The 18,787-nt window shown below is 68.1% G+C and carries 18 protein-coding genes; 9 read left to right on the top strand and 9 right to left on the bottom strand.

Going from position 1 to position 18,787, the window contains the following annotated elements:
• Nucleotides 1-190: 190 nt before the first annotated feature.
• Complete coding sequence (locus LC490_RS04265) at nucleotides 191-823, top strand: DUF937 domain-containing protein (RefSeq protein WP_031371756.1); 633 nt, start codon at nucleotides 191-193, stop codon at nucleotides 821-823.
• A gap of 108 nt (nucleotides 824-931) precedes the next feature.
• Here the strand turns inward: LC490_RS04265 and LC490_RS04260 are convergent, their stop codons facing one another.
• On the bottom strand, nucleotides 932-1,351 hold the full coding sequence (locus LC490_RS04260; RefSeq protein ID WP_036148455.1) for an RNA-binding S4 domain-containing protein: 420 nt from the start codon (nucleotides 1,349-1,351) through the stop codon (nucleotides 932-934).
• Between the two features lie 137 nt (nucleotides 1,352-1,488).
• On the opposite strand from LC490_RS04260, the gene LC490_RS04255 reads away from it, so the two are divergent.
• Complete coding sequence (locus LC490_RS04255; protein ID WP_223619391.1) at nucleotides 1,489-3,033, top strand: MATE family efflux transporter; 1,545 nt, start codon at nucleotides 1,489-1,491, stop codon at nucleotides 3,031-3,033.
• Nucleotides 3,034-3,103: 70 nt separating this feature from the next.
• Here LC490_RS04255 and LC490_RS04250 read toward each other — a convergent pair whose 3' ends face one another.
• The 7 genes from LC490_RS04250 to ffh form a co-directional block, all read right to left on the bottom strand.
• Entirely contained in the window at nucleotides 3,104-3,469 is a 366-nt protein-coding gene (locus LC490_RS04250; protein ID WP_152566190.1) for a hypothetical protein, read from the bottom strand.
• 294 nt (nucleotides 3,470-3,763) lie between these two features.
• Nucleotides 3,764-4,171: a 50S ribosomal protein L19 gene (rplS, locus tag LC490_RS04245; protein WP_223619390.1), complete on the bottom strand. Its 408-nt coding sequence runs from the start codon at nucleotides 4,169-4,171 to the stop codon at nucleotides 3,764-3,766.
• A gap of 136 nt (nucleotides 4,172-4,307) precedes the next feature.
• Entirely contained in the window at nucleotides 4,308-5,144 is an 837-nt protein-coding gene (gene trmD / locus LC490_RS04240) for a tRNA (guanosine(37)-N1)-methyltransferase TrmD (RefSeq protein ID WP_223619389.1), read from the bottom strand.
• Nucleotides 5,145-5,256: 112 nt separating this feature from the next.
• Entirely contained in the window at nucleotides 5,257-5,772 is a 516-nt protein-coding gene (rimM, locus tag LC490_RS04235; protein ID WP_031371750.1) for a ribosome maturation factor RimM, read from the bottom strand.
• Nucleotides 5,773-5,816: 44 nt separating this feature from the next.
• Complete coding sequence (gene rpsP, locus LC490_RS04230; protein WP_031371749.1) at nucleotides 5,817-6,074, bottom strand: 30S ribosomal protein S16; 258 nt, start codon at nucleotides 6,072-6,074, stop codon at nucleotides 5,817-5,819.
• 302 nt (nucleotides 6,075-6,376) lie between these two features.
• Nucleotides 6,377-7,525, bottom strand: coding sequence for a hypothetical protein (locus LC490_RS04225; RefSeq protein WP_223619388.1), 1,149 nt, complete (start codon nucleotides 7,523-7,525; stop codon nucleotides 6,377-6,379).
• Between the two features lie 161 nt (nucleotides 7,526-7,686).
• Nucleotides 7,687-9,054, bottom strand: coding sequence for a signal recognition particle protein (gene ffh / locus LC490_RS04220; protein WP_223619387.1), 1,368 nt, complete (start codon nucleotides 9,052-9,054; stop codon nucleotides 7,687-7,689).
• Nucleotides 9,055-9,205: 151 nt separating this feature from the next.
• Between ffh and ccsA the strand changes: the two genes are divergently transcribed.
• From ccsA to LC490_RS04190, 6 genes are all read left to right on the top strand, one after another.
• Nucleotides 9,206-9,997: a cytochrome c biogenesis protein CcsA gene (gene ccsA, locus LC490_RS04215; protein WP_223619386.1), complete on the top strand. Its 792-nt coding sequence runs from the start codon at nucleotides 9,206-9,208 to the stop codon at nucleotides 9,995-9,997.
• A gap of 30 nt (nucleotides 9,998-10,027) precedes the next feature.
• Nucleotides 10,028-10,693 (top strand): type II CAAX endopeptidase family protein, encoded by a 666-nt coding sequence (locus tag LC490_RS04210; RefSeq protein ID WP_223619385.1) that lies wholly within the window; start codon nucleotides 10,028-10,030, stop codon nucleotides 10,691-10,693.
• A gap of 204 nt (nucleotides 10,694-10,897) precedes the next feature.
• Nucleotides 10,898-11,356, top strand: coding sequence for a MarR family transcriptional regulator (locus tag LC490_RS04205; protein WP_031371745.1), 459 nt, complete (start codon nucleotides 10,898-10,900; stop codon nucleotides 11,354-11,356).
• Between the two features lie 3 nt (nucleotides 11,357-11,359).
• Nucleotides 11,360-12,895: an efflux transporter outer membrane subunit gene (locus LC490_RS04200; protein ID WP_223619384.1), complete on the top strand. Its 1,536-nt coding sequence runs from the start codon at nucleotides 11,360-11,362 to the stop codon at nucleotides 12,893-12,895.
• Nucleotides 12,892-14,085 carry an efflux RND transporter periplasmic adaptor subunit gene (locus tag LC490_RS04195; RefSeq protein WP_223619383.1) on the top strand — a complete coding sequence of 398 codons (1,194 nt, stop codon included), beginning with the start codon at nucleotides 12,892-12,894 and terminating at the stop codon, nucleotides 14,083-14,085. Before LC490_RS04200 ends, LC490_RS04195 begins: the two co-directional genes overlap by 4 nt.
• A gap of 277 nt (nucleotides 14,086-14,362) precedes the next feature.
• Complete coding sequence (locus LC490_RS04190; protein ID WP_031371742.1) at nucleotides 14,363-15,943, top strand: DHA2 family efflux MFS transporter permease subunit; 1,581 nt, start codon at nucleotides 14,363-14,365, stop codon at nucleotides 15,941-15,943.
• Between the two features lie 147 nt (nucleotides 15,944-16,090).
• On the opposite strand, the gene LC490_RS04185 is transcribed toward LC490_RS04190, so the two are convergent.
• Nucleotides 16,091-17,806 (bottom strand): enoyl-CoA hydratase-related protein, encoded by a 1,716-nt coding sequence (locus LC490_RS04185; protein WP_223619382.1) that lies wholly within the window; start codon nucleotides 17,804-17,806, stop codon nucleotides 16,091-16,093.
• Between the two features lie 44 nt (nucleotides 17,807-17,850).
• On the opposite strand from LC490_RS04185, the gene LC490_RS04180 reads away from it, so the two are divergent.
• Nucleotides 17,851-18,399, top strand: coding sequence for a hypothetical protein (locus tag LC490_RS04180; RefSeq protein ID WP_223619381.1), 549 nt, complete (start codon nucleotides 17,851-17,853; stop codon nucleotides 18,397-18,399).
• Nucleotides 18,400-18,787 lie beyond the last annotated feature (388 nt).

The following is an 18,787-nucleotide window of genomic DNA, read 5'->3' as shown; positions in this document are numbered from 1 at the left end:
GGTAGCTGCGCGAGTCGGCGCCTCGCGGCCCGAGCGACGGATCGCCATGGAGCGCATGAATCTTCGTTTATCGCCCTTCTATCGCCCGCTTATCGGCGGGTAAGTGTGCTATCGAAAAAAACCCGCGAATCTCACCCCAAGCTCACCGGCCGGCGCTAGCATCTGGGTTCCTTGCAACGGACCGACCCCGATGAGCGCTTCGCTGACCGACGACCTTCTCAACCAACTCCAGGGCCAGCCGCTGGCGCAACTGGGCAGCCAGCTCGGGCTGTCGCAACCGCAGACGCAGAACGCGGTGAGCGCCGCCCTGCCCTTGCTGCTCGGCGCGCTCGGCCGCAACGCCAGCCAGCCGCAGGGTGCCGAGGCGCTGTTCGGCGCGCTGCAACGCGACCACGCCGGCGCTGGCAGCGGTCTCGACATCGGCAGCGTGCTCGGTGCGGTGCTCGGCGGCGGCGGCGCAAGCCGGCAGACCGACGGCGCCGGCATCCTCGGCCACATCTTCGGCGGCCGCCAGGAAACCGCGGCGGAAGGTCTCGGCCAGGCCACCGGTCTCGGCGGCAGCCAGGCCAATACGCTGTTGAAGGTACTGGCGCCGATCGTGCTGTCCTATCTCGCCCAACGCATGATGTCGGGCGGCAACCAGGCGGCATCGCCGCAGGCGCTCGGCCAGGTGCTCGGCCAGGAAGAGCAGCGTATTTCCCAGCAGGGCGGCCTCGGCGGCGGCCTGCTCGGCGCGGTGCTCGACCAGGACGGCGACGGCCAGTTGGGCCTGGGCGATCTGCTCAAGATCGGCGGCGGCCTGCTCGGCGGCGGCCAGCGCTGAATCCAGGCTGGTTTTCCCGATGTATCGACGACGGCTGCGCCCAGGCGCAGCCGTTTTCGTTTTCGCCGCCATCGATTCGCCGTTATCGAACGGCGACACGCGCGCAACTCACAGAGCGTCGATATCGCCCAGGGCTTTGATCAAGCGCCGCGCGCGCTTGTCGGGCTTGGTCTCCGGCGCGCGATAGCCATTGCGTTCGGCCACGCGCATCGCCCGTGCCTGCTCGCGGGCAAGGCGCGAGGCTTCGGTTTCCGCGTACAGAGTCTGGGCGACGCTTGCCGGCCCGCGCGTATCGCTGAGCCTGGTCACGGCGACCTCGAACATTTCCTCGCCGCGCGCGATGCGCAAGGCGTCGCCGACGCGCAGCGCGCGCGAGGCCTTGCCGCGCTGACCGCCGATCTCGACCTTGCCGGTCTCGACCGCCTGCCGCGCCAGGCTGCGGGTCTTGAAGAAACGCGCCGCCCACAACCACAGATCCAGACGGACCGAGGCCTGCGGCGGTGGCGAAGGAATCTCTTGCTTGCTCATCGGCGCGAAAGATACCACTGCGTTCCTACACGGCAACTGAGGGCCGCGGGCCGACGTTCCCGCTGCCGACGCAGGTAGGGCGACGACCCACTCACCGATCAGCCGGCATACTGCGCCGACTCCGCACGGATCCCGTCATGGCCCCCAGCCCCTCACGCGGCAGCCATCTGCTGACCGAAGGTCCGATCGGACGCACGATGATCGCTTTCGCGCTGCCGATCATGGCCGGTAACGCCGCGCAGTCGCTCAACGGCTCGATCAACTCGATCTGGGTCGGGCGTTATCTCGGCGAAGCCGCGCTGACCGCGACCGCGAACGCCAACAACATCATGTTTTTCCTGATCGGTTCGATCTTCGGCATCGGCATGGCCGCGACGATCCTGATCGGCCAGGCGATCGGCGCCAAGGACACGGCGCGCGCACGCCGGGTCATGGGCACCAGCGCGACCTTCTTCATCGGCCTGTCGACGCTGATCGCCGCGGCCGGTTGGTTCATGGCCGATCCGGTGTTGCGCGCGATGGGCACGCCCGCGGCGGCGCTGCCGCTGGCCGAGGACTATCTGCGGGTGATCTTCCTGTCGATGCCGTTCCTGTACGCCTTCGCCTTCATCTCGGCGGCCCTGCGCGGCGCCGGCGATTCGCGCACGCCGTTCCGCTTCCTGCTGATGGCGGTGGTGCTCGACATCGCCTTCAACCCCTTGCTGATCTTCGGCTGGGGGCCGATCCCCGCACTCGGCATCGCCGGCTCGGCCGCCTCGACCTTCTTCGCCCAGGGCCTGGGCCTGATGGCGATGCTGCTGTATCTGCGACGCAAGCGTCACGTGCTCTGGCTCGGCCGCCAGGACGCGCATCTGCTGAAGATCGACCCGACCGTGTTGCGCGCGTTGATCGTCAAGGGCGTGCCGATGGGTTTGCAGATGGTGCTGATCTCGTTGGCGATGATCGCGATGATCAGCCTGGTCAATGCCCACGGCACCGGCACCGCGGCCGGCTATGGCGCCGCGCTGCAGTTGTGGACCTATGTGCAGATGCCGGCGATGGCGATCGGCGCGGCCTGTTCGTCGATCGCCGCGCAGAGCGTCGGCGCCGGGCGTTGGGACCGCGTCGACGCGACCGCGCGCACCGGCACCGGTTTCAACTTCCTCATGACCGGCGCGCTGATCGTGCCGCTGATCCTGTTCGACCGCTACAGCCTGGCGCTGTTCCTGCCGGAAGGCAGCGCTTCGTTCGAAATCGCGCGCCATCTCAACCATATCGCGATCTGGTCGTTCCTGTTCTTCGGCGTGACCTTCGTGATTTCCGGCGTGGTGCGCGCGACGGGCGCGGTGGTGCCGCCGCTGTTGATCCTCGGTTTCGCGCTATGGGGCATCCGCGTGCCGTTCGCGACCTTGCTGCAGCCGGCGATCGGCACCGATGCGCTGTGGTGGAGTTTCCCGGTCAGCGCGCTGTGCTCGATGCTGATGTCGATCGCCTACTACCGCTGGGGTGGCTGGCGACGTTCGCGGATGATGGCCGCGCCCGAGCGCGTCGTCGCGCCGATCGCTGCCCAAACCATCGCCACCCCGGCCGAAATCGCCGCGTCGCCGTCGGCGCCGGTGGCCGATGCGAGTCCTGAGGAGACCGACGAGATCGGCGAGATCGACATCGTCGCCGCGTCTGTGCGCGAGCCCCGCGTTCGTTGATAGACGCGCCGGTCGGCATTGCGGCGCGTAGACGCTGCAGATTCGTGCGCCGCCATGCCGGCGGGCGGGGTCAGATGTCCTGCAACGGCAGGGTAAACACCCCCGCCTCGCCCTTGTCGAAGGCCTCGCGCCAGATGCGGTAGCCCTCCAGGTCGCTCTCGCGTACCGGCAGATGGCCGATCACCCGCGGCTCGACCTCGGCCACGCGCGTGCCGACGATGGGGAAATGGCCGAGCAGGCGCAGGCTCTTGAGTTCGGCGACCTCGTCGACGTGCTCGCGCAGCACTTCCTCCGCGGTGTGGGTGTCGAACTTGCGCAGCGACAAGGCGTCGCGGCCGTCGGGCAAGGCATCGATACGCTGCACCCAGAAGAATCCCCAGGCGCCGTCGCTGCGCAGATAGGTGCAGATATCGCCTTCGGACAAACCGGGATTCACGTTGCGCTCTCCTGCCGCGGGGGCGGCATCGTGCGGGCGGCGCCGCGTCGGGAATCTAGCGCGAACCGGCCCCGGCGTATATTCCGGGAGCGGTCGAAAAGCGGGGCCGTTGCGGCCTATGTCGCGGACGCGCTCGGCGGCTGCGTCAGCAGCGCGGCGGCGACGTCGAAAGCCGGCGAGAACCGGCCCGTTCCAGCCGCCGCTGTTTCGCTTCGGCCTGACGCCGCCCGAAACGAAAACGGCCGCCTTGCGGCGGCCGTTCGATGCGCTGCGCGGTGAGGCGCGGCGACGGGATTACTCGGCTGCGGTAGCCGCGGCAGCGCTCTTGGCGCGCGCGTAGGCAGCGAGGTCTTCCTTGATGCGGGCCTTCTTGCCTTCCAGGCCGCGCAGGTAGTACAGCTTGCCGGCGCGAACCTTACCGCGGCGCTTGACGTCGACCGAGTCGATGATCGCGCTGTGGGTCTGGAAGACGCGCTCGACGCCGAAGCCGTGCGAAATCTTGCGAACGGTGAACGAGGAGTTCAGGCCGCCGTTCTTCTTGGCGATGACCACGCCTTCATAGGCCTGGACGCGCTCGCGGTTGCCTTCCTTGACCTTGACGTTGACCACGACGGTGTCGCCGGGGCTGAAGTCGGGCAGCTTGCGCTGGATCTGTTCGGCTTCGAAGTTCTGCAGCAGGGTGTGGATAGAGGGCTTGTTCATGGGTGCGGCCTGTTGGATTAGTTGTTGCGCGAGTGCACGTGGACCCGCGTCATGGCATCGGTACAGCAAATGGGTACGGCTAAGCGGCTAATTATAGCGGCATTTTTTATCGGGTTGCCAGCTTGGGCTGCCCGTCTCAGGCCGTCCGACCCGGGCCGGGAGCCTTGGCCGGGGCCTGATCGGCGCTGGAAACGCTTCCAGCCCCGCCCTCGCCCGGCTCTGCGGCGGCCTGCGAGGCGGCCAGCTCGGCCCGGTAGGCCTCCAGCAGCTTGCGGTCGGCCTTGGACAGAGCCGCCTCGTCGAGCAGGTGGGGCCGGCGCTGCCAGGTCCGGCCGAGCGACTGCTGCCGGCGCCAGCGCGCGATATGGGCGTGGTTGCCCGACATCAGCACCGCCGGCACGCCGCCGAGCTCGTGCTCGACCGGGCGGGTGTAATGCGGGCAGTCGAGCAGGCCGTCCTCGAAACTGTCCTGGACCGCCGACTCGGCGTCGTTGAGGGCGCCGTCCTGGAGCCGGGCGACCGCGTCGACGATCACCGCCGCAGCGAGTTCGCCGCCGGACAGGACGTAGTCGCCGATCGAGACTTCCTCGTCGACCTCGGCCTGGATCAGGCGCTCGTCGACGCCTTCATAGCGGCCGCACAACAGGATCAGGCGCTCGTGGGCGGCCAGTTCGCGGACCTTGGCCTGGTCCAGGCGCACGCCCTGCGGGCTCATATAGACCACCCGCGCCGGGGTCGGATCGGCCGCGCGCGCGGCGCGGATCGCGGCACGCAGCGGCTCGATCAGCATCACCATGCCGGGACCGCCGCCGAACGGACGTTCGTCGACGCGGCGGTAGTTGCCCTCGGCGTAATCGCGCGGATTCCAGCCGTGCAACGACAGCAGCCCGCGTTCGCCGGCACGGCCGACCACGCCGAACGCGGCGCACTGGGCGACGAATTCGGGGAACAGGCTGATGACGTCGATGCGCATGGGAGCGAGGAACGAGTGCCCAGTAAAGAAAAACGAGTGGCAATGCGGGAACTGCCGAAACGCTGCGAGAGAGACGGGAACGCATTCGTTCCTCGTTCCTCTTCACTCGTTCCTAGAACTCGGGATCCCAGTCGACCGTGACCGTATTGTTGTCGAAATCGACCGAAGTGACGTACTGCGGGAGTACGAACGGAATCATGCGCTCGCGGGTGTCGTCGCGGGCGACCAGCACGTCGTTGGCGCCGGTGGAAAACAGGTGCGAGACCGTGCCGAGCGAAACGCCCTCGGTCGTGACCACGCGCAGGCCTTCCAGGTCGACCCAGTAGTATTCGCCGGCCTTGGGCGGCGGCAGCGCCGAACGCGGCACGTAGATCTCGGTGCCGTGCATGGCCTCGACCGTGTCGCGATCGGTGACTTCGGGGAAATTGGCGATCAGGTACTTGCCGCTTTCGCGCCCGCGCACGCCCGAAAGCTCGCGCTCGCGGCCCTGCGGGTCGCGCACGATCCAGGGCTGGTAGCGGAAGATCGCAACGCGCGGCTCGGTCCAGGACTCGAGCTTGGCTTCGCCGCGAAGACCGAAAGCGCCAAGCACCCTGCCCAGCAGGATGCGGCGCGTGGAATCTGTCATCGGTGCGGTAATCGGGCCGCGCGCCAGGCGCGCGGCCCGCCGGCTCAGGCGGCCGGAGCGGCCTTGACGGCCTGCTTGTACAGGTCGGCGACCTTTTCGGTCAGCTGCGCGCCCTGGGAGACCCAGTGCTTCACGCGCTCGACGTTGAGCTCGACGCGCTTTTCGGCGCCGGCGGCCACCGGGTTGTAGAAACCGACGCGCTCGATGTTGCGGCCGTCGCGGGCGCTGCGGCTGTCGGTGACGATGATGTGGTAGAACGGACGCTTCTTGGCGCCGCCGCGGGTCAGTCGAATCTTGACCATGGGGTCTGCTTTCCTGTGTTGCCCAGCCGTCGGAATGACGGGGTAAGCCGGAAAGTCTAACCGATTCCGCGGCTTGGGCAAACCCGGGCCCTGTCCGAACCAAGGATCGGGTCGAACCGGGCCCGGACCGCCGGGCTTCCCGCCCCCACGCCGCCCGAGCCGGCTCGTCCCTGAACGCAGCCTGGTCCCTCAAGCTTCGCCACGGGCCGCACCGCCGCGGCCCGACTTGCACGATCCCGCCCCCGCAACCGCCCCCTGGATCGGTCAGGCGGCTCGAAGCCCCTTCGAGCCGGCCATCGGCATCAAGCCTGGTAACGGATCGTGCCGCGCAAGGCCTCGCTCGAACCGTCGCAACGCTGGACGAACTCGGCATGCAGGCCGGTCATCGCGCCCGTCGCCGGGTCGAATTCCACCGCCTTGATCTCGAGCGTGCCGCCGGAGATCTGCGGGCAACGCCGGGTCGGCCGCTCGAAGCGGAAACCGGCATGGCTGGCATCGGCCGTCTCGGCGATCGCATAGGTCCCGACATGCAAGGCCTGGCCGACCGGCGGATACAACTCCGCGCTCCAGCGATCGCGCGAGCCGCTGGCGGTATACCCCGCCCCTTGCGCATCGCCCCACAACTGGAACAGCGTCGTATCGCCGTAATAAGTCTTGTCGATGCCCTCGCCGACGAAATCGCCCGGGTCGCCATCCAGCTTCAGCGACAGCGGCTCGACGTTGTGGCGGATCACCGCCGCGAGCACCGGCGCGGCGGCCGAATCGCAATGCTGCAGCACGGTAGCTTCCAAAGCGGTGATGTTGTCGTCGGCATCGGTCTCGAACTGCTGGATGCGGATCTCGCCCCAGGCATCGTCGCAACGACGCCCGTTGTTTGCCAGGTAGACGTAGGGCGCGCGCCCGGTCCGACGCGTCGGATTTTCCGCATCGGCGAAGCGCCGAACCTCGAATTTTTGCTCCACCGGCGCGCCCAGGGAGACATACCAATTGTCGCTGCCGTCCTCGACCCGGACGATGATGTGCCGGGAGTCGCCGCTCAACGAAATCGTCGAGTCGGCTTCGGTATAGACCTTCGACTCTCCCAGCCCGACCGAATCCCCTGCCTGACTGGTGAACGAAAACACCGTGGCCGCCGACGCGGCCGGTGCGGCCAGTGCCGCAGCCGCCGCCAGCGCGATACTGGCGCAACGGATAGGTAACTGTTTCATTCCTCGCTCCATGATGATCGACTCCCCAACGCACGCCAGGACGGCGTGCGCCCATTCGTTGTTGCGGCGGCACGAATGCGTCGCCGCCGAGTCATCCGACTCTTCGCCGCCCGCGCTCCGCGCTGCGACGAGGATCATCTTGGGCCGAGGCCGTCTCTCGCTTCGAGAATCCCGTTCGCCGTTCGTCCGGACCGAACGGCAGGTCGCCTTAGCAAGGCGCTCCGCATCGGACCACGAGCGCACGACGCCAGCGCAAGAGGAGCCTGCACGGCATGCGCCGGAACGCAGGATTCGCGCACGACGCAAGCCGTAACGCATGCCCGACCGGCACGAACGAAAACGGCGACCAAGCGGTCGCCATTTCTTGTCTGCGATGTCGTCGCCGCGTAGCGCGGCGCGCACGATCAGCGGAACGGCATGCCGCCGCGACCACCCATCATGCCCTTCATGCCGCGCATCAAACCCTTCATGCCGCCGCCGGACAGCTTGCTCATCATCTTTTCCATCTGCTGATACTGCTTCATCAGCTTGTTGACGTCGGCCGGGGTCAGGCCCGCGCCCTTGGCAATGCGCGCGCGGCGCGAACCGTTGAGCAGGCCCGGGTTACGGCGCTCTTTCTTGGTCATCGAGTTGATGATCGCGACCATGCGCGGCACTTCCTTGCCGGTGACCTGGTTCTTGACCGACTCGGGGATCTGGCCCATGCCCGGCAGCTTGTCCATGAGGCCGTGCAGGCCGCCCATGTTCTGCATCTGCTCGAGCTGGTCCTTCATGTCGTTGAGGTCGAATTTCTTGCCCTTGGCGACCTTCTCGGCGAGCTTCTGCGCCTTGTCCTTGTCGACCTGCTGCTCGACCTGCTCGACCAGCGACAGCACGTCGCCCATGTCGAGAATGCGGCTGGCGACGCGATCGGGGTGGAACACGTCGAGGCCGTCGGGCTTCTCGCCGACGCCGATGAACTTGATCGGGCGGCCGGTGACGTAGCGCACCGACAAGGCCGCGCCGCCGCGGGCGTCGCCGTCGGTCTTGGTCAGCACCACGCCGGTCAACGGCAGGGCTTCGCTGAAGGCCTTGGCGGTGATCGCGGCGTCCTGGCCGGTCATCGAGTCGACCACGAACAGGGTCTCGACCGGCGCGGCGGCGGCGTGCAGCGCCTTGATCTCGCTCATCATCGCTTCGTCGATGGCGAGGCGGCCGGCGGTATCGACCAGCAGCACGTCGACGTACGACTTGCGCGCGTCGGCGATCGCCGCGCGGACGATGTCCACGGGCTTCTGCGACGAGTCCGAGGCGAAGAACAACACCTCGACCTGCTCGGCGAGCTGCTTGAGCTGCTCGATCGCGGCCGGGCGGTAGACGTCGGCCGAGACCACCATGACCTTCTTCTTGCGGCGCTCGCGCAGATGCTTGGCGAGCTTGCCGACGGTGGTGGTCTTGCCGGCGCCTTGCAGGCCGGCCATCAGGATCACCGCCGGCGCCGGCACGTTGAGGTTCAGGTCGGCGGCCTGCGAGCCCATGACCGTGGTCAGCTCGTCGCGCACCACCTTGATCAGGGCCTGGCCCGGGGTCAGGCTCTTCAGCACTTCCTGGCCGACCGCGCGGATCTTGATGCGCTCGATCAGGGCCTGCACCACCGGCAGGGCCACGTCGGCCTCGAGCAGGGCGATGCGGACCTCGCGCAGCGATTCGCGGATGTTTTCCTCGGTCAGACGGCCGCGGCCACGCAGGCGCTCGATGGTGCCGGAGAGGCGTTGGGTCAGGGATTCGAACATGCGCGCGCTACCTGCGTTGGGGCCGGCGCGACCGGGACGATGCCGGGCGGCCTTGCCGTATGGGTCTGATAAGACCGCGAAGTATAGCCCGGCGCGCGAATCCGCCATCCGGTCGCTGCAGATCGCCATGCCGCTATGCCACACTGCCGCGATGACAATCGTTCTCATCGCCGTCGCGCTCTACCTCGTCGCCAGCGGACTGCTGATCGCAGCGGTGCGCCACGACGTCGGGCGACAGGCGCGGTTGTGGCTGCTGCCGGCCAATCTGGCGGTGCTGTTGCACGGCGCCGCCCACTTCCTCGCCTGGCGCGCCGCCGGCGGCGCCGACCTGCATTTCTTCGCCGCGTTGTCCCTGGTCGGCCTGGGCATGGCCGCGCTGACCGCGATCGTCGGCGCCTCCGGGCGCATGGCCGCGCTCGGGGTGGTCGTGTTCCCGCTCGCCGCGCTGATGCTCGGCGCCTATCAGTTCAACGGCCACGTCCAGCATCCCGCGCCGCTGGACTGGCGCCTGCAGTTGCACGCCTGGTTCGCCCTGCTCGCCTACGCCACCCTGGCCGTCGCCGCCCTGTTCGCGTTGATGCTGTGGCTGCAGGAACGCGCTCTGCGCCGGCGCGAGTTCCACGGTTGGCTGCGCGCCCTGCCGCCGCTGGTCGAGCTGGAAAGCCTGTTGTTCCGCACCATCGCGGTCGGCTTCGCCCTGTTGACCGCGACCCTGCTGACCGGGGTGCTGTTCGTCGAGAACCTGTTCGCCCAGCATCTGGTGCACAAGACCGTGCTCAGCGTGCTGTCCTGGCTGGCCTTCGGCGGGCTGCTGCTGGGGCGCTGGCGTTACGGCTGGCGTGGGACCACCGCGGTGCGCTGGACCCTGGCGGCGATGATCCTGTTGGTGCTGGCCTTCTTCGGCAGTAAGTTCGTCCTCGAACTGGTCCTGCGCAGGACCTGAGTCACCGCCTCAGTCACCACCGGCACAGGCATGGACCGCTGGATCAAGTCGCTTTCGGCGCGCAGTGAATTCGTCTTCGTGCTGGTGCTGGCCTTCGCCTGGCCGGTCCTCGGCAGCCTGACCGCAGTCGCCTACCCGCAACCGCCGACACCGATCGACGGCGCCGGGTTGGCTTCGATCCTGAGCCTGGAAATCCCGGTGTTGGCCGTACTCGCGGTGTTCCTGTCGCTGCGCGGCTGGAACCTGGCCAGGCTCGGCCCGGCACCGACGAAGACCGACCTGCCGCTGGGCCTGGCCCTGGCCGTGCTGACCGCGATGCTGTTCTGGCTGCTGCAGGCCCTGGCGCTCGCGTTCGGCCTGAGCTTGCCGCCGGTCGACGAGGCGGTGCCGGTCGCCAGCGATATCGGCTGGCCGATGCGGCTCGCGGCCTCGGTGGTGAACGGCTTTTACGAGGAAGCCCTGGTCTGCGGTTATCTGATCACGGCGATGCGCGAGCGCCGCAGCACCTGGACCGCGATCCACCTGAGCACCGCGATCCGCACCGCCTACCACCTCTACCAGGGCAGCGTCGGGGTGATCTCGATCGTGCCGATGGGCTTGCTGTACGCCTGGCTGTACGCCCGCACCGGCCGGCTCTGGCCACTGGTGGTGGCCCATATCGTCCTGGATGTTTGGGCACTGAGCCTTCCGAGCTGAGTGTTCCCGACGGCAGCCGGCGCCCCGCCGCCTGGCCCGTCGAACCTGCTCTTGCCAAGTAATAACCCAACAAATCAGCCACCTGCCGGCGAGCATCGGGCGGGCGGCGCCCGTGTGCACGATTCGTCGACTTGGCTTAACCGGCGCTTGCCGGAACAATATTTGCCTTGACAACTATTGCCTAGGCGCAGATTATTCGGCGCCATGACCACCCCCAATCCGAACCAGCCCTGCTCGACCTCGAACCTCGGCCTGCTGTTCCGCCAGGTCCGCGACGCGATGTGGGCACAGATGGAACGCGAGCTGGCGCAGGCCGGCCACGATCTGACCTTCAGCCAGTTCATCACCCTCAAGGAACTCGCGATCGGCACCGCCGGCGTGACCGAGCTGGCCCGCGCCGCCCAGCTCAATCCCGGGGCGATGACGCGCCTGCTCGACAAGCTGGAAAGCCGCGGCCTGGTCGCGCGCGTCGCCGATCCCGACGATCGCCGCGCCATCAACATCCACCTGACCGAGGCCGGTTCGGCGATCTGGAGCGATATCGACCAATGCGGCCGACGCGTGCGCGAACGCGCGATGGCCGGCCTCAGCGAAGACGACCGCGACCAGCTTTACCGTCTGCTCGAACAGGTTCGCGACAACCTCTCCCTTTCCGGTTCCTGAGCCATGTCACCCATCGACACTCGCCCGCGCCGCGGGCTGCTCCTCGTGCTCGCGCCGCTCGCCGCGGCCTTGATCCTCGCCGGCTGCGCCAGCACCCGCGGCCTCGTCCCCGAAGGGCGCGCGCTCGACGCCGACGACCTGGCGACCCAGCGCAGCTTCGCCGGCGCCCCGCGGTCCGAGACGTCGCTATCCGAGGCTACGTTCCCCAAGCGCGACTGGTGGACCTCGCTCGGCGACGCGCAATTGAATGGCTTGATCGACGAAGCCCTGACCGGCACGCCGGGCCTGGACGCCGCCGACGCGCGCGTGCGCCAGGCCGTCGCCCAGGCCGGCCTCGCCGATGCCGCGCGCAAGGCCACCCTCGGCGGCAGCGCCCAGTATTCCGGCCTGCAACTGCCCGAGACGGTCGCCCCCGAACCGCTCGGCGGCAAATACAGCGGCGTGGAAGTGCTGTCGCTGAGCTTCAAGTACAGCCCCGATCTGTGGGGCGGCAAACGCGCGCGCTGGCATGCCGCACTCGGCCAGGCCCGCGCCGCCGAAGTGGAGTCCCAGGCCGCGCGCCTGACCCTGTCGTCGAACATCGCCCGCGCCTACGTCTCGCTGGCGCAGGCTTATGCCGGGTTCGACGTCGCCCAGGCCGAGAAGCAACGCTCCGAGCATCTGCTCGGCCTCGGCCGCCAGCGGGTCAAGGCCGGTCTCGACAATCAACTGCAGATCCGCAACGCCGAAAGCGCCAGCGCCGCCGCCGACCAGCAGATGCAATCGGCGCAGCAGCAGATCGATGCCACCCGCAACGCCATCGCCGCCCTGCTCGGCAAAGGCCCCGACCGCGGCCTCGACATCGCGCGCCCGTCCCTGCTCAGCGTGAAATCACCGGCGGTGCCGGCGGTGACCTCGAGCGAATTGCTCGGCCATCGTCCCGACGTGGTCGCCGCGCGTTGGCGCGTGGAAGCCGCATCGCACGGGATCAAGGCCGCCAAGGCCGATTTCTATCCGAGCGTGAATCTCAGCGCCATGCTCGGGCTGGCCTCGGGCGGCCTGTCGGATCTGTTCGGCAGCGATGCCGTGCTGATCCAGGGCGGCCCGGCCATCAGCCTGCCGATCTTCGACGGCGGCCGTCTGCGCAACCAACTCGCCGAAAGCGATGCCGAGTACGACCTCGCCGTCGCCAACTACAACCAGAACCTGGTCGCGGCCTTGCGCGAAGTCGCCGATGCCCTGCAGGCCTCGCGTTCGCTCGATACGCAGTTGGTTTCGGCGCAGCAGGCGCGCGATGCCGCGCAACAGGCCTGGCAGATCGCCAGCACCCGCTACCGCGCCGGCCTGGGCACGCAGCTCGACGTGCTGTCGGCGCAGCGCCCGCTGTTGCAGCTCGACCAACAGCTCGCCGGTTTGCGCGCACAACGCTTGGCCGCGGCGATCGAACTCGACCGCGCGCTCGGCGGCGGTCTCGAACTGCGCGCGCCCGACCCGGTCGCCGCGAAGCACCCCGTCGCCATTTCCGATTCCAGCGTTATCGCCAAGGCCTCCACGCCATGACCACCGAAATCAATCCGCAAGCCGCGGCCGCAGCCGCCGCCCCGCCGTCCAACGGCAAGCGCCGCAAGGCGCTGTTGATCCTGCTCAGCGTGGTCGCGGTCGCCGCGATCGCATGGGGCCTGTACTACATGCTGGTGCTGCGTTGGCATCAGGACACCGACGACGCCTACGTACAGGGCAACGTCGTCAGCATCACCCCGCAGACCCTGGGCACCGTGGTCAGCATCGGCGCCGACGACGGCATGAAGGTGAGCGCCGGCCAGGTGCTGGTCCAGCTCGATCCGAACGACGCCCAGGTCGCCTACGACCAGGCCACCGCCAACCTCGCCAACACCGTGCGCCAAGTGCGCGGTCTGTTCAGCGCGGTCGATGCCGGCCAAGCCGATCTGTCGGCGCGCCAAGTCGCGGTGCAGAAGGCGCGTGCCGACGTGAAGCGCCGCGAAGGCCTGGTCGCCGGCGGCGCGGTCTCGGCCGAAGAGCTCGCCCACGCCCGCGACGAACTCGCCGCGGCCGAAGCGGCGCTGTCGTCTTCGCGCGGTTCGCTGGCGCGCAATCGCGCGCTGGTCGACGCCACCACCGTCGCCAAGCAGCCGCAGGTCGCCGCGGCCGCGGCGCAATTGCGCCAGGCCTATCTGAACCTGCAGCGCGCGGCCATCCTTGCCCCGGTCGACGGCTACGTCGCCAAGCGCAGCGTGCAGCTCGGCCAACGCGTGCAGCCCGGCACCGCGTTGATGACGATCGTGCCGCTGGAACAGGTCTGGATCGAAGCCAACTTCAAGGAAACCCAGCTCGCCGACATGCGCATCGGCCAGCCGGTCGAACTGCACTCGGACCTGTACGGCAGCGACGTGACCTACCAGGGCAAGCTGGTCAGCCTCGGCATGGGCACCGGCAGCGCCTTCTCGCTGTTGCCGGCGCAGAACGCCAGCGGCAACTGGATCAAGATCATCCAACGCGTGCCGGTGCGCATCGAAATCGAGCCCAAGCAACTCGTCGAACACCCGTTGCGCCTGGGCCTGAGCATGCACGTCGACGTCGGCATCCGCGAACGCGGAGGCGCCGTGCTCGCCGCCGCGCCGCCGGCCAAGCCGCTGCTGAGCACCCAGGCCTATGCCAAGCAGTTGTCCGAAGCCGATGCGGTGATCGCGAACATCGTCCGCGAGAATTTGCCCGGCACGCACCACGGTTGACGAACGCGCGACCGGATCCGCTTCTCAGGCGCGATCCGGTCACGCAACTACCCCGCAGCAAAGACGAAGCGCCTCCCCCACGTCGTTCTTCGTCTGTCGCGACGCATCGCATCGAAGCAGCCGCGCCATCGGCGCCGCTTCGTCCCCTCCCCCCGCGATGCGTCGCGAGCTCTGAGACCGCCATTCCGGCACAAGCCGGAATGGCGGGAATCGGACGCTTTGGTTCCCGCTTTTGGTCCCGCGCCCGCGCGGCCCAACCGAACAGACAGGCAGATCCATGTCCGCCACCACGGCCAATGCCGGCGCCGCCCCCGCAGCGCCCACGCAAGCGGGCTTCCGCCCGCCGAACATCGCGCTGACCACGCTGGGCCTGGCCCTGGCGTCGTTCATGCAGGTGCTCGACATCACCATCGCCAACGTCTCGTTGCCGACCATCGCCGGCAACCTCGGCGGCAGCAGCAGCCAGGCGACCTGGGTCATCACCTCGTTCGCGGTCAGCAATGCGATCGCCCTGCCGCTGACCGGTTTCTTCACCCGCCGCTTCGGCGAGCGCAAATTGTTCATGTGGGCGACGCTGGCGTTCGTGGTCGCGTCCCTGCTGTGCGGCCTGGCCAGCAGCATGGGCCTGCTGGTCACCGCGCGCGCCCTCCAGGGCTTCGTCGCCGGCCCGATGTATCCGGTGACCCAGGCGCTGCTGATCTCGATCTACCCACCGCACAAACGCGGGCAAGCGATCGCGCTGCTGGCGATGGTCACGGTGGTGGCGCCGATCGCAGGCCCCATCCTGGGCGGCTGGATCACCGACAACTACAGCTGGGAATGGATCTTCTTCATCAACATTCCCATCGGCATCTTCGCCAGCCTGGTGGTCGGCAGCCAGTTGCGCGGCCGCCCGGAGAAACTCGAACGCCCGAAGATGGACTACATGGGCCTGATGACCCTGATCGTCGGCGTGGGCGCGCTGCAGGTCCTGCTCGACCTGGGCAACGACGAAGACTGGTTCAACTCGACCAAGATCGTGATCCTGGCGATCGTCTCGGTGATCGCGCTGACCGTGTTCGTGATCTGGGAGCTGACCGAGCGCGACCCGATCGTAAACCTGCGCCTGTTCCGCCATCGCAACTTCGCCGCCGGCACCGCGGCGATGGTGCTGGCCTACTCGGCGTTCTTCGCGGTCGGCCTGCTGGTGCCGCTGTGGCTGCAGCGCAACCTGGGCTATACGCCGATCTGGGCCGGTTTCGCCACCGCGCCGATCGGCATCCTGCCTGTGTTGCTGACGCCTTTCGTCGGCCTGTACGCGACCCGCTTCGATCTGCGCATGGTCGCCAGCTTCGCCTTCATCGCGATGGCCTTCACCAGCTTCATCCGCTCAGGCTTCAACCTCGACGTCGACTTCAACCACGTCGCGATGGTGCAGCTGTGGCAGGGCCTGGGCGTGGCACTGTTCTTCATGCCGGTGCTGACGATCCTGTTGTCGGACCTGGAGCCGCACGAGATCGCCGCGGGCTCGGGCCTGGCCACCTTCGTGCGCACCCTCGGCGGCAGCTTCGCCGCCTCGTTGACCACCTGGGGCTGGAACCAGCGCAGCACCATCCACCATGCACAACTCACCGAGCACATCGGCGCCTACGACCCGGCGGTGCTGCAGACGGTCGATACGCTCGGCCGCGGCGACCTGCAACGCGGCGCGGTCAGCCTGAACCAGATGATTTCGCAGCAGGCCGCCCAGATCGGCTTCAACGAGATCTTCCACCTGCTCGGCATCCTGTTCCTGGCGGTGATCGTCATCGTCTGGTTCGCCAAGCCGCCGTTCACCGCCAAGCTCGGCGGCGGCGCGGCCGCAGCCGGCGGACATTGATCGCGGCGAATCGCTCCACCCCACGATCCAGCACCTTGCCGCACTGGTAACGCCGCAGCGGATGCTATCAACGACAGGCCGGGTTCGTCCGGCCTGTCGCGTTTCGCGTCTTGTTCCCTCACGGCCGCAGCCGTATCGATGCCGGACTCAGGCCGGCACCCGCACCGTGGGCTGCGCCACCGGCGCCGCCTCGCAGACCTCCGCCGCGCACTTCAATACGAAGCGCTGCCGCGCCTCGTGGTAGCTGCGATCGGCGCCGAAGAAATTGCGATACATGTGCGCGAGTTCTTCGGCCCCGTAACTTTCCAGCGGCTTGCGGCGTTCGTCGGCGGCGCGGCGGCGACGCTTGAGCGCCAAGGCCTTGCGACAACTCGCCGGATCGGCCGCGCGCTCGGCGCGCTGTTCGACATGGGCGACGAAATCGGTGGCACTCGAACCGAACGCGGCGTCGATCAGGCCGATGCGCTCGGCACCGGCGGCGCCGATCGGACGCAGGCCCTCGGTCAGCTCCTGGGCCAAGGTGTCGCCGACCCGACGCGGCAACAGATAGGTCCAATACTCCGAACCGTACAGCCCGCCCATGCTCTTGTAGTGCGGATTCATCACCACGCCGCGCCGCGCCCACACCTGGTCCGCAGCCAAGGCCAGGATCGCCCCGCCGGCGCCGGCATTGCCCTGCATCGCCGAGATCACCAGGTGGCTGTCGGTCAGCACGATCTCACGCACCAGCGCGTTCATCGCCAGGATGTTGCGCCACGACTCCAGCGCCGGATCGTTCGAGGCCTGGATGGTGTTGAGGTGGATGCCGTTCGACCACAGGTCGGCGCCGCCCATTAAGACGATCGCCCGGGTCGGGCGCTGCCGCGCCTGCAGGAAAGCGGTGCGTAACCGATCGCATTGCGCGGTCGACATCGCGCCGTTGTAGAAGTCGAAATGCAGGTAGCCGATGGCGCCGACTTCGCGGTAACGGATCTGCCGGTAGCCGTGGTCGCGCCGCCCGGCGACCGACATGGCCGGCCTCGACGCTCGCTCGATCACCCCCTGCATGCGCCGCTCGCCGAGCACCTGGGTCGCCGGCAGCTTGATTCCGTCCTTCTCGCGCAGATGGCTGAGCCAGACCGCGCCGTCGCCGGTGGCCACACAGACCGCGCCGTCGCGCCATCCGAGCAGCTCGCCCGGACGGCCGCGCAAGGCGCGCTCGGGGTGGGCGCCGAACACTTGGCAACGCAGTCCGGCCAGTTCGGCGCGCGCGCCCGGATAGCTGTCGGCGCAGCGCACGCGCGCCAGCACCGACGCGGTGTCGAGCTGCCAGTCGATCGATCGTTCGGAGGGGCGCATCGAGGCGCGCAGGCGTCCGCGCACCTCGGCCCTACCGTAGTCGAGCGGCTGCGGGCGATAGCCGCCCTCGGCGTAGCGTTCCACCGCCTGCAGCAAAGCACGGATCGCGGCATCGGTGACTTCGTGCCGATACAGCTGGCTCTTGGACGCGCCGCGCATGGCGAAGCCGGCGCTGGCCCAGATGTCGCCGGCGTCCATCTCGGCCGCCGCCTGCAACACCGTTACCCCCCAGTCGTGTTCGCCGTCGAGGATCGCCCAGTCCAGCGAGGACGGCCCACGGTCGCCGACGATGCCGGGGTGGACGATCAGGCAGGTGTGGTGGGTCCAGATGTCGTCGGGAATCGCCGACTTGAGCATCGGCGCGACGATCAGCTGCGGCCGCTCGCGCGCGACCGCGGCACGCATCGTGTCGGCATCGGCGGCGACTTGCACGCTGACCTCATGGCCGAGATCGGTCAGCTCGACCCAGGCGCGCTGCGCAAGGCCGTTGTACGCGGTGCACAGGAACAGGATACGCAGCGCCATCGCACGCTCCATGTCACGACGAAGCGTCGAATTTGTGCCATCGCATGTTCATATTCCTGAGCGGCGATCACAAATTTCTGCTGCGCCGCAGCGGGATCGCGAATTCTCGACGGCCATCGCCGTTCCAGGAAGAACTGCGGAAAACAGGTGCTTTCGTTGACCGTCGCGGCTGCCACGCTACGTTTGGCTACGGGCGACGACCGTCTGTTTTGACAGTTGCCCGGCGCGCGCCGCGCCGATTCGGCATCCTCGCCGGGCGACGGCGGATCCGTTGCACGCGCGGCGTCGGGGACGCAACGCCGCCTGTTCTCGTGGAGCGTCCAGGAACGGCCGCGATCGCGGTCTCATCGCCCATGACGGGCTCAAGGAGAGGACTGATGTTGAAGCGCACGACCACCAAGCTGTTCGCCATCTGCGCGTTCTGTTTCGGCATGGCGTTTTCGTTGAGCGCCATCGGCTCCGGCGGTTGCCAGAGCTGTTGGGATGCTTGCCAGGCGGAGTTCGATTACTGCATCGACGCCGGCTACCCCGCGCAAAATTGCCAGATCACCTGGCGCAGCTGCGGCATTTCCTGCGGTTGCCCGATCCCCTGAGCCGCTCGCGCGGCCGGCAGGCGCCAACACGCCCGCCGGCCGCGTTCGATGCGCAAGATCGTGATGCATCGCAGCGAAGACCGTCTACGGCGCACCGGGTGCGGCAGTCGGAACGTTCGCCACGAGCGCGCCGAACCTTCCAACAGGCAACCCGAGCGGTGTTTAGCAACGTCGATCACATCGGCAGGGCGGCCGGGCCATCGCGCCGGATCGCGACGGTGCTATAACTCCGAGCGTCCAGTGACGGACCAGGAGCAACAGTGACGTTGACGCCCTCCACCGGCTTATCTCCGCAGGCCGCATCGCTTCCGTTACACCGCTCCCGAAGCCCGGCACCCGCCCGGATCGCCGTACTGGTCGCTACCCGCATACCCCCATCGCCTGTCGG

It is taken from the genome of Lysobacter sp. ESA13C, assembly GCF_019970005.1.
In the GTDB taxonomy this organism is placed as follows: Bacteria; Pseudomonadota; Gammaproteobacteria; order Xanthomonadales; family Xanthomonadaceae; genus Lysobacter; species Lysobacter antibioticus_B.
This window is presented reverse-complemented; position numbering and strand designations above follow the sequence as displayed.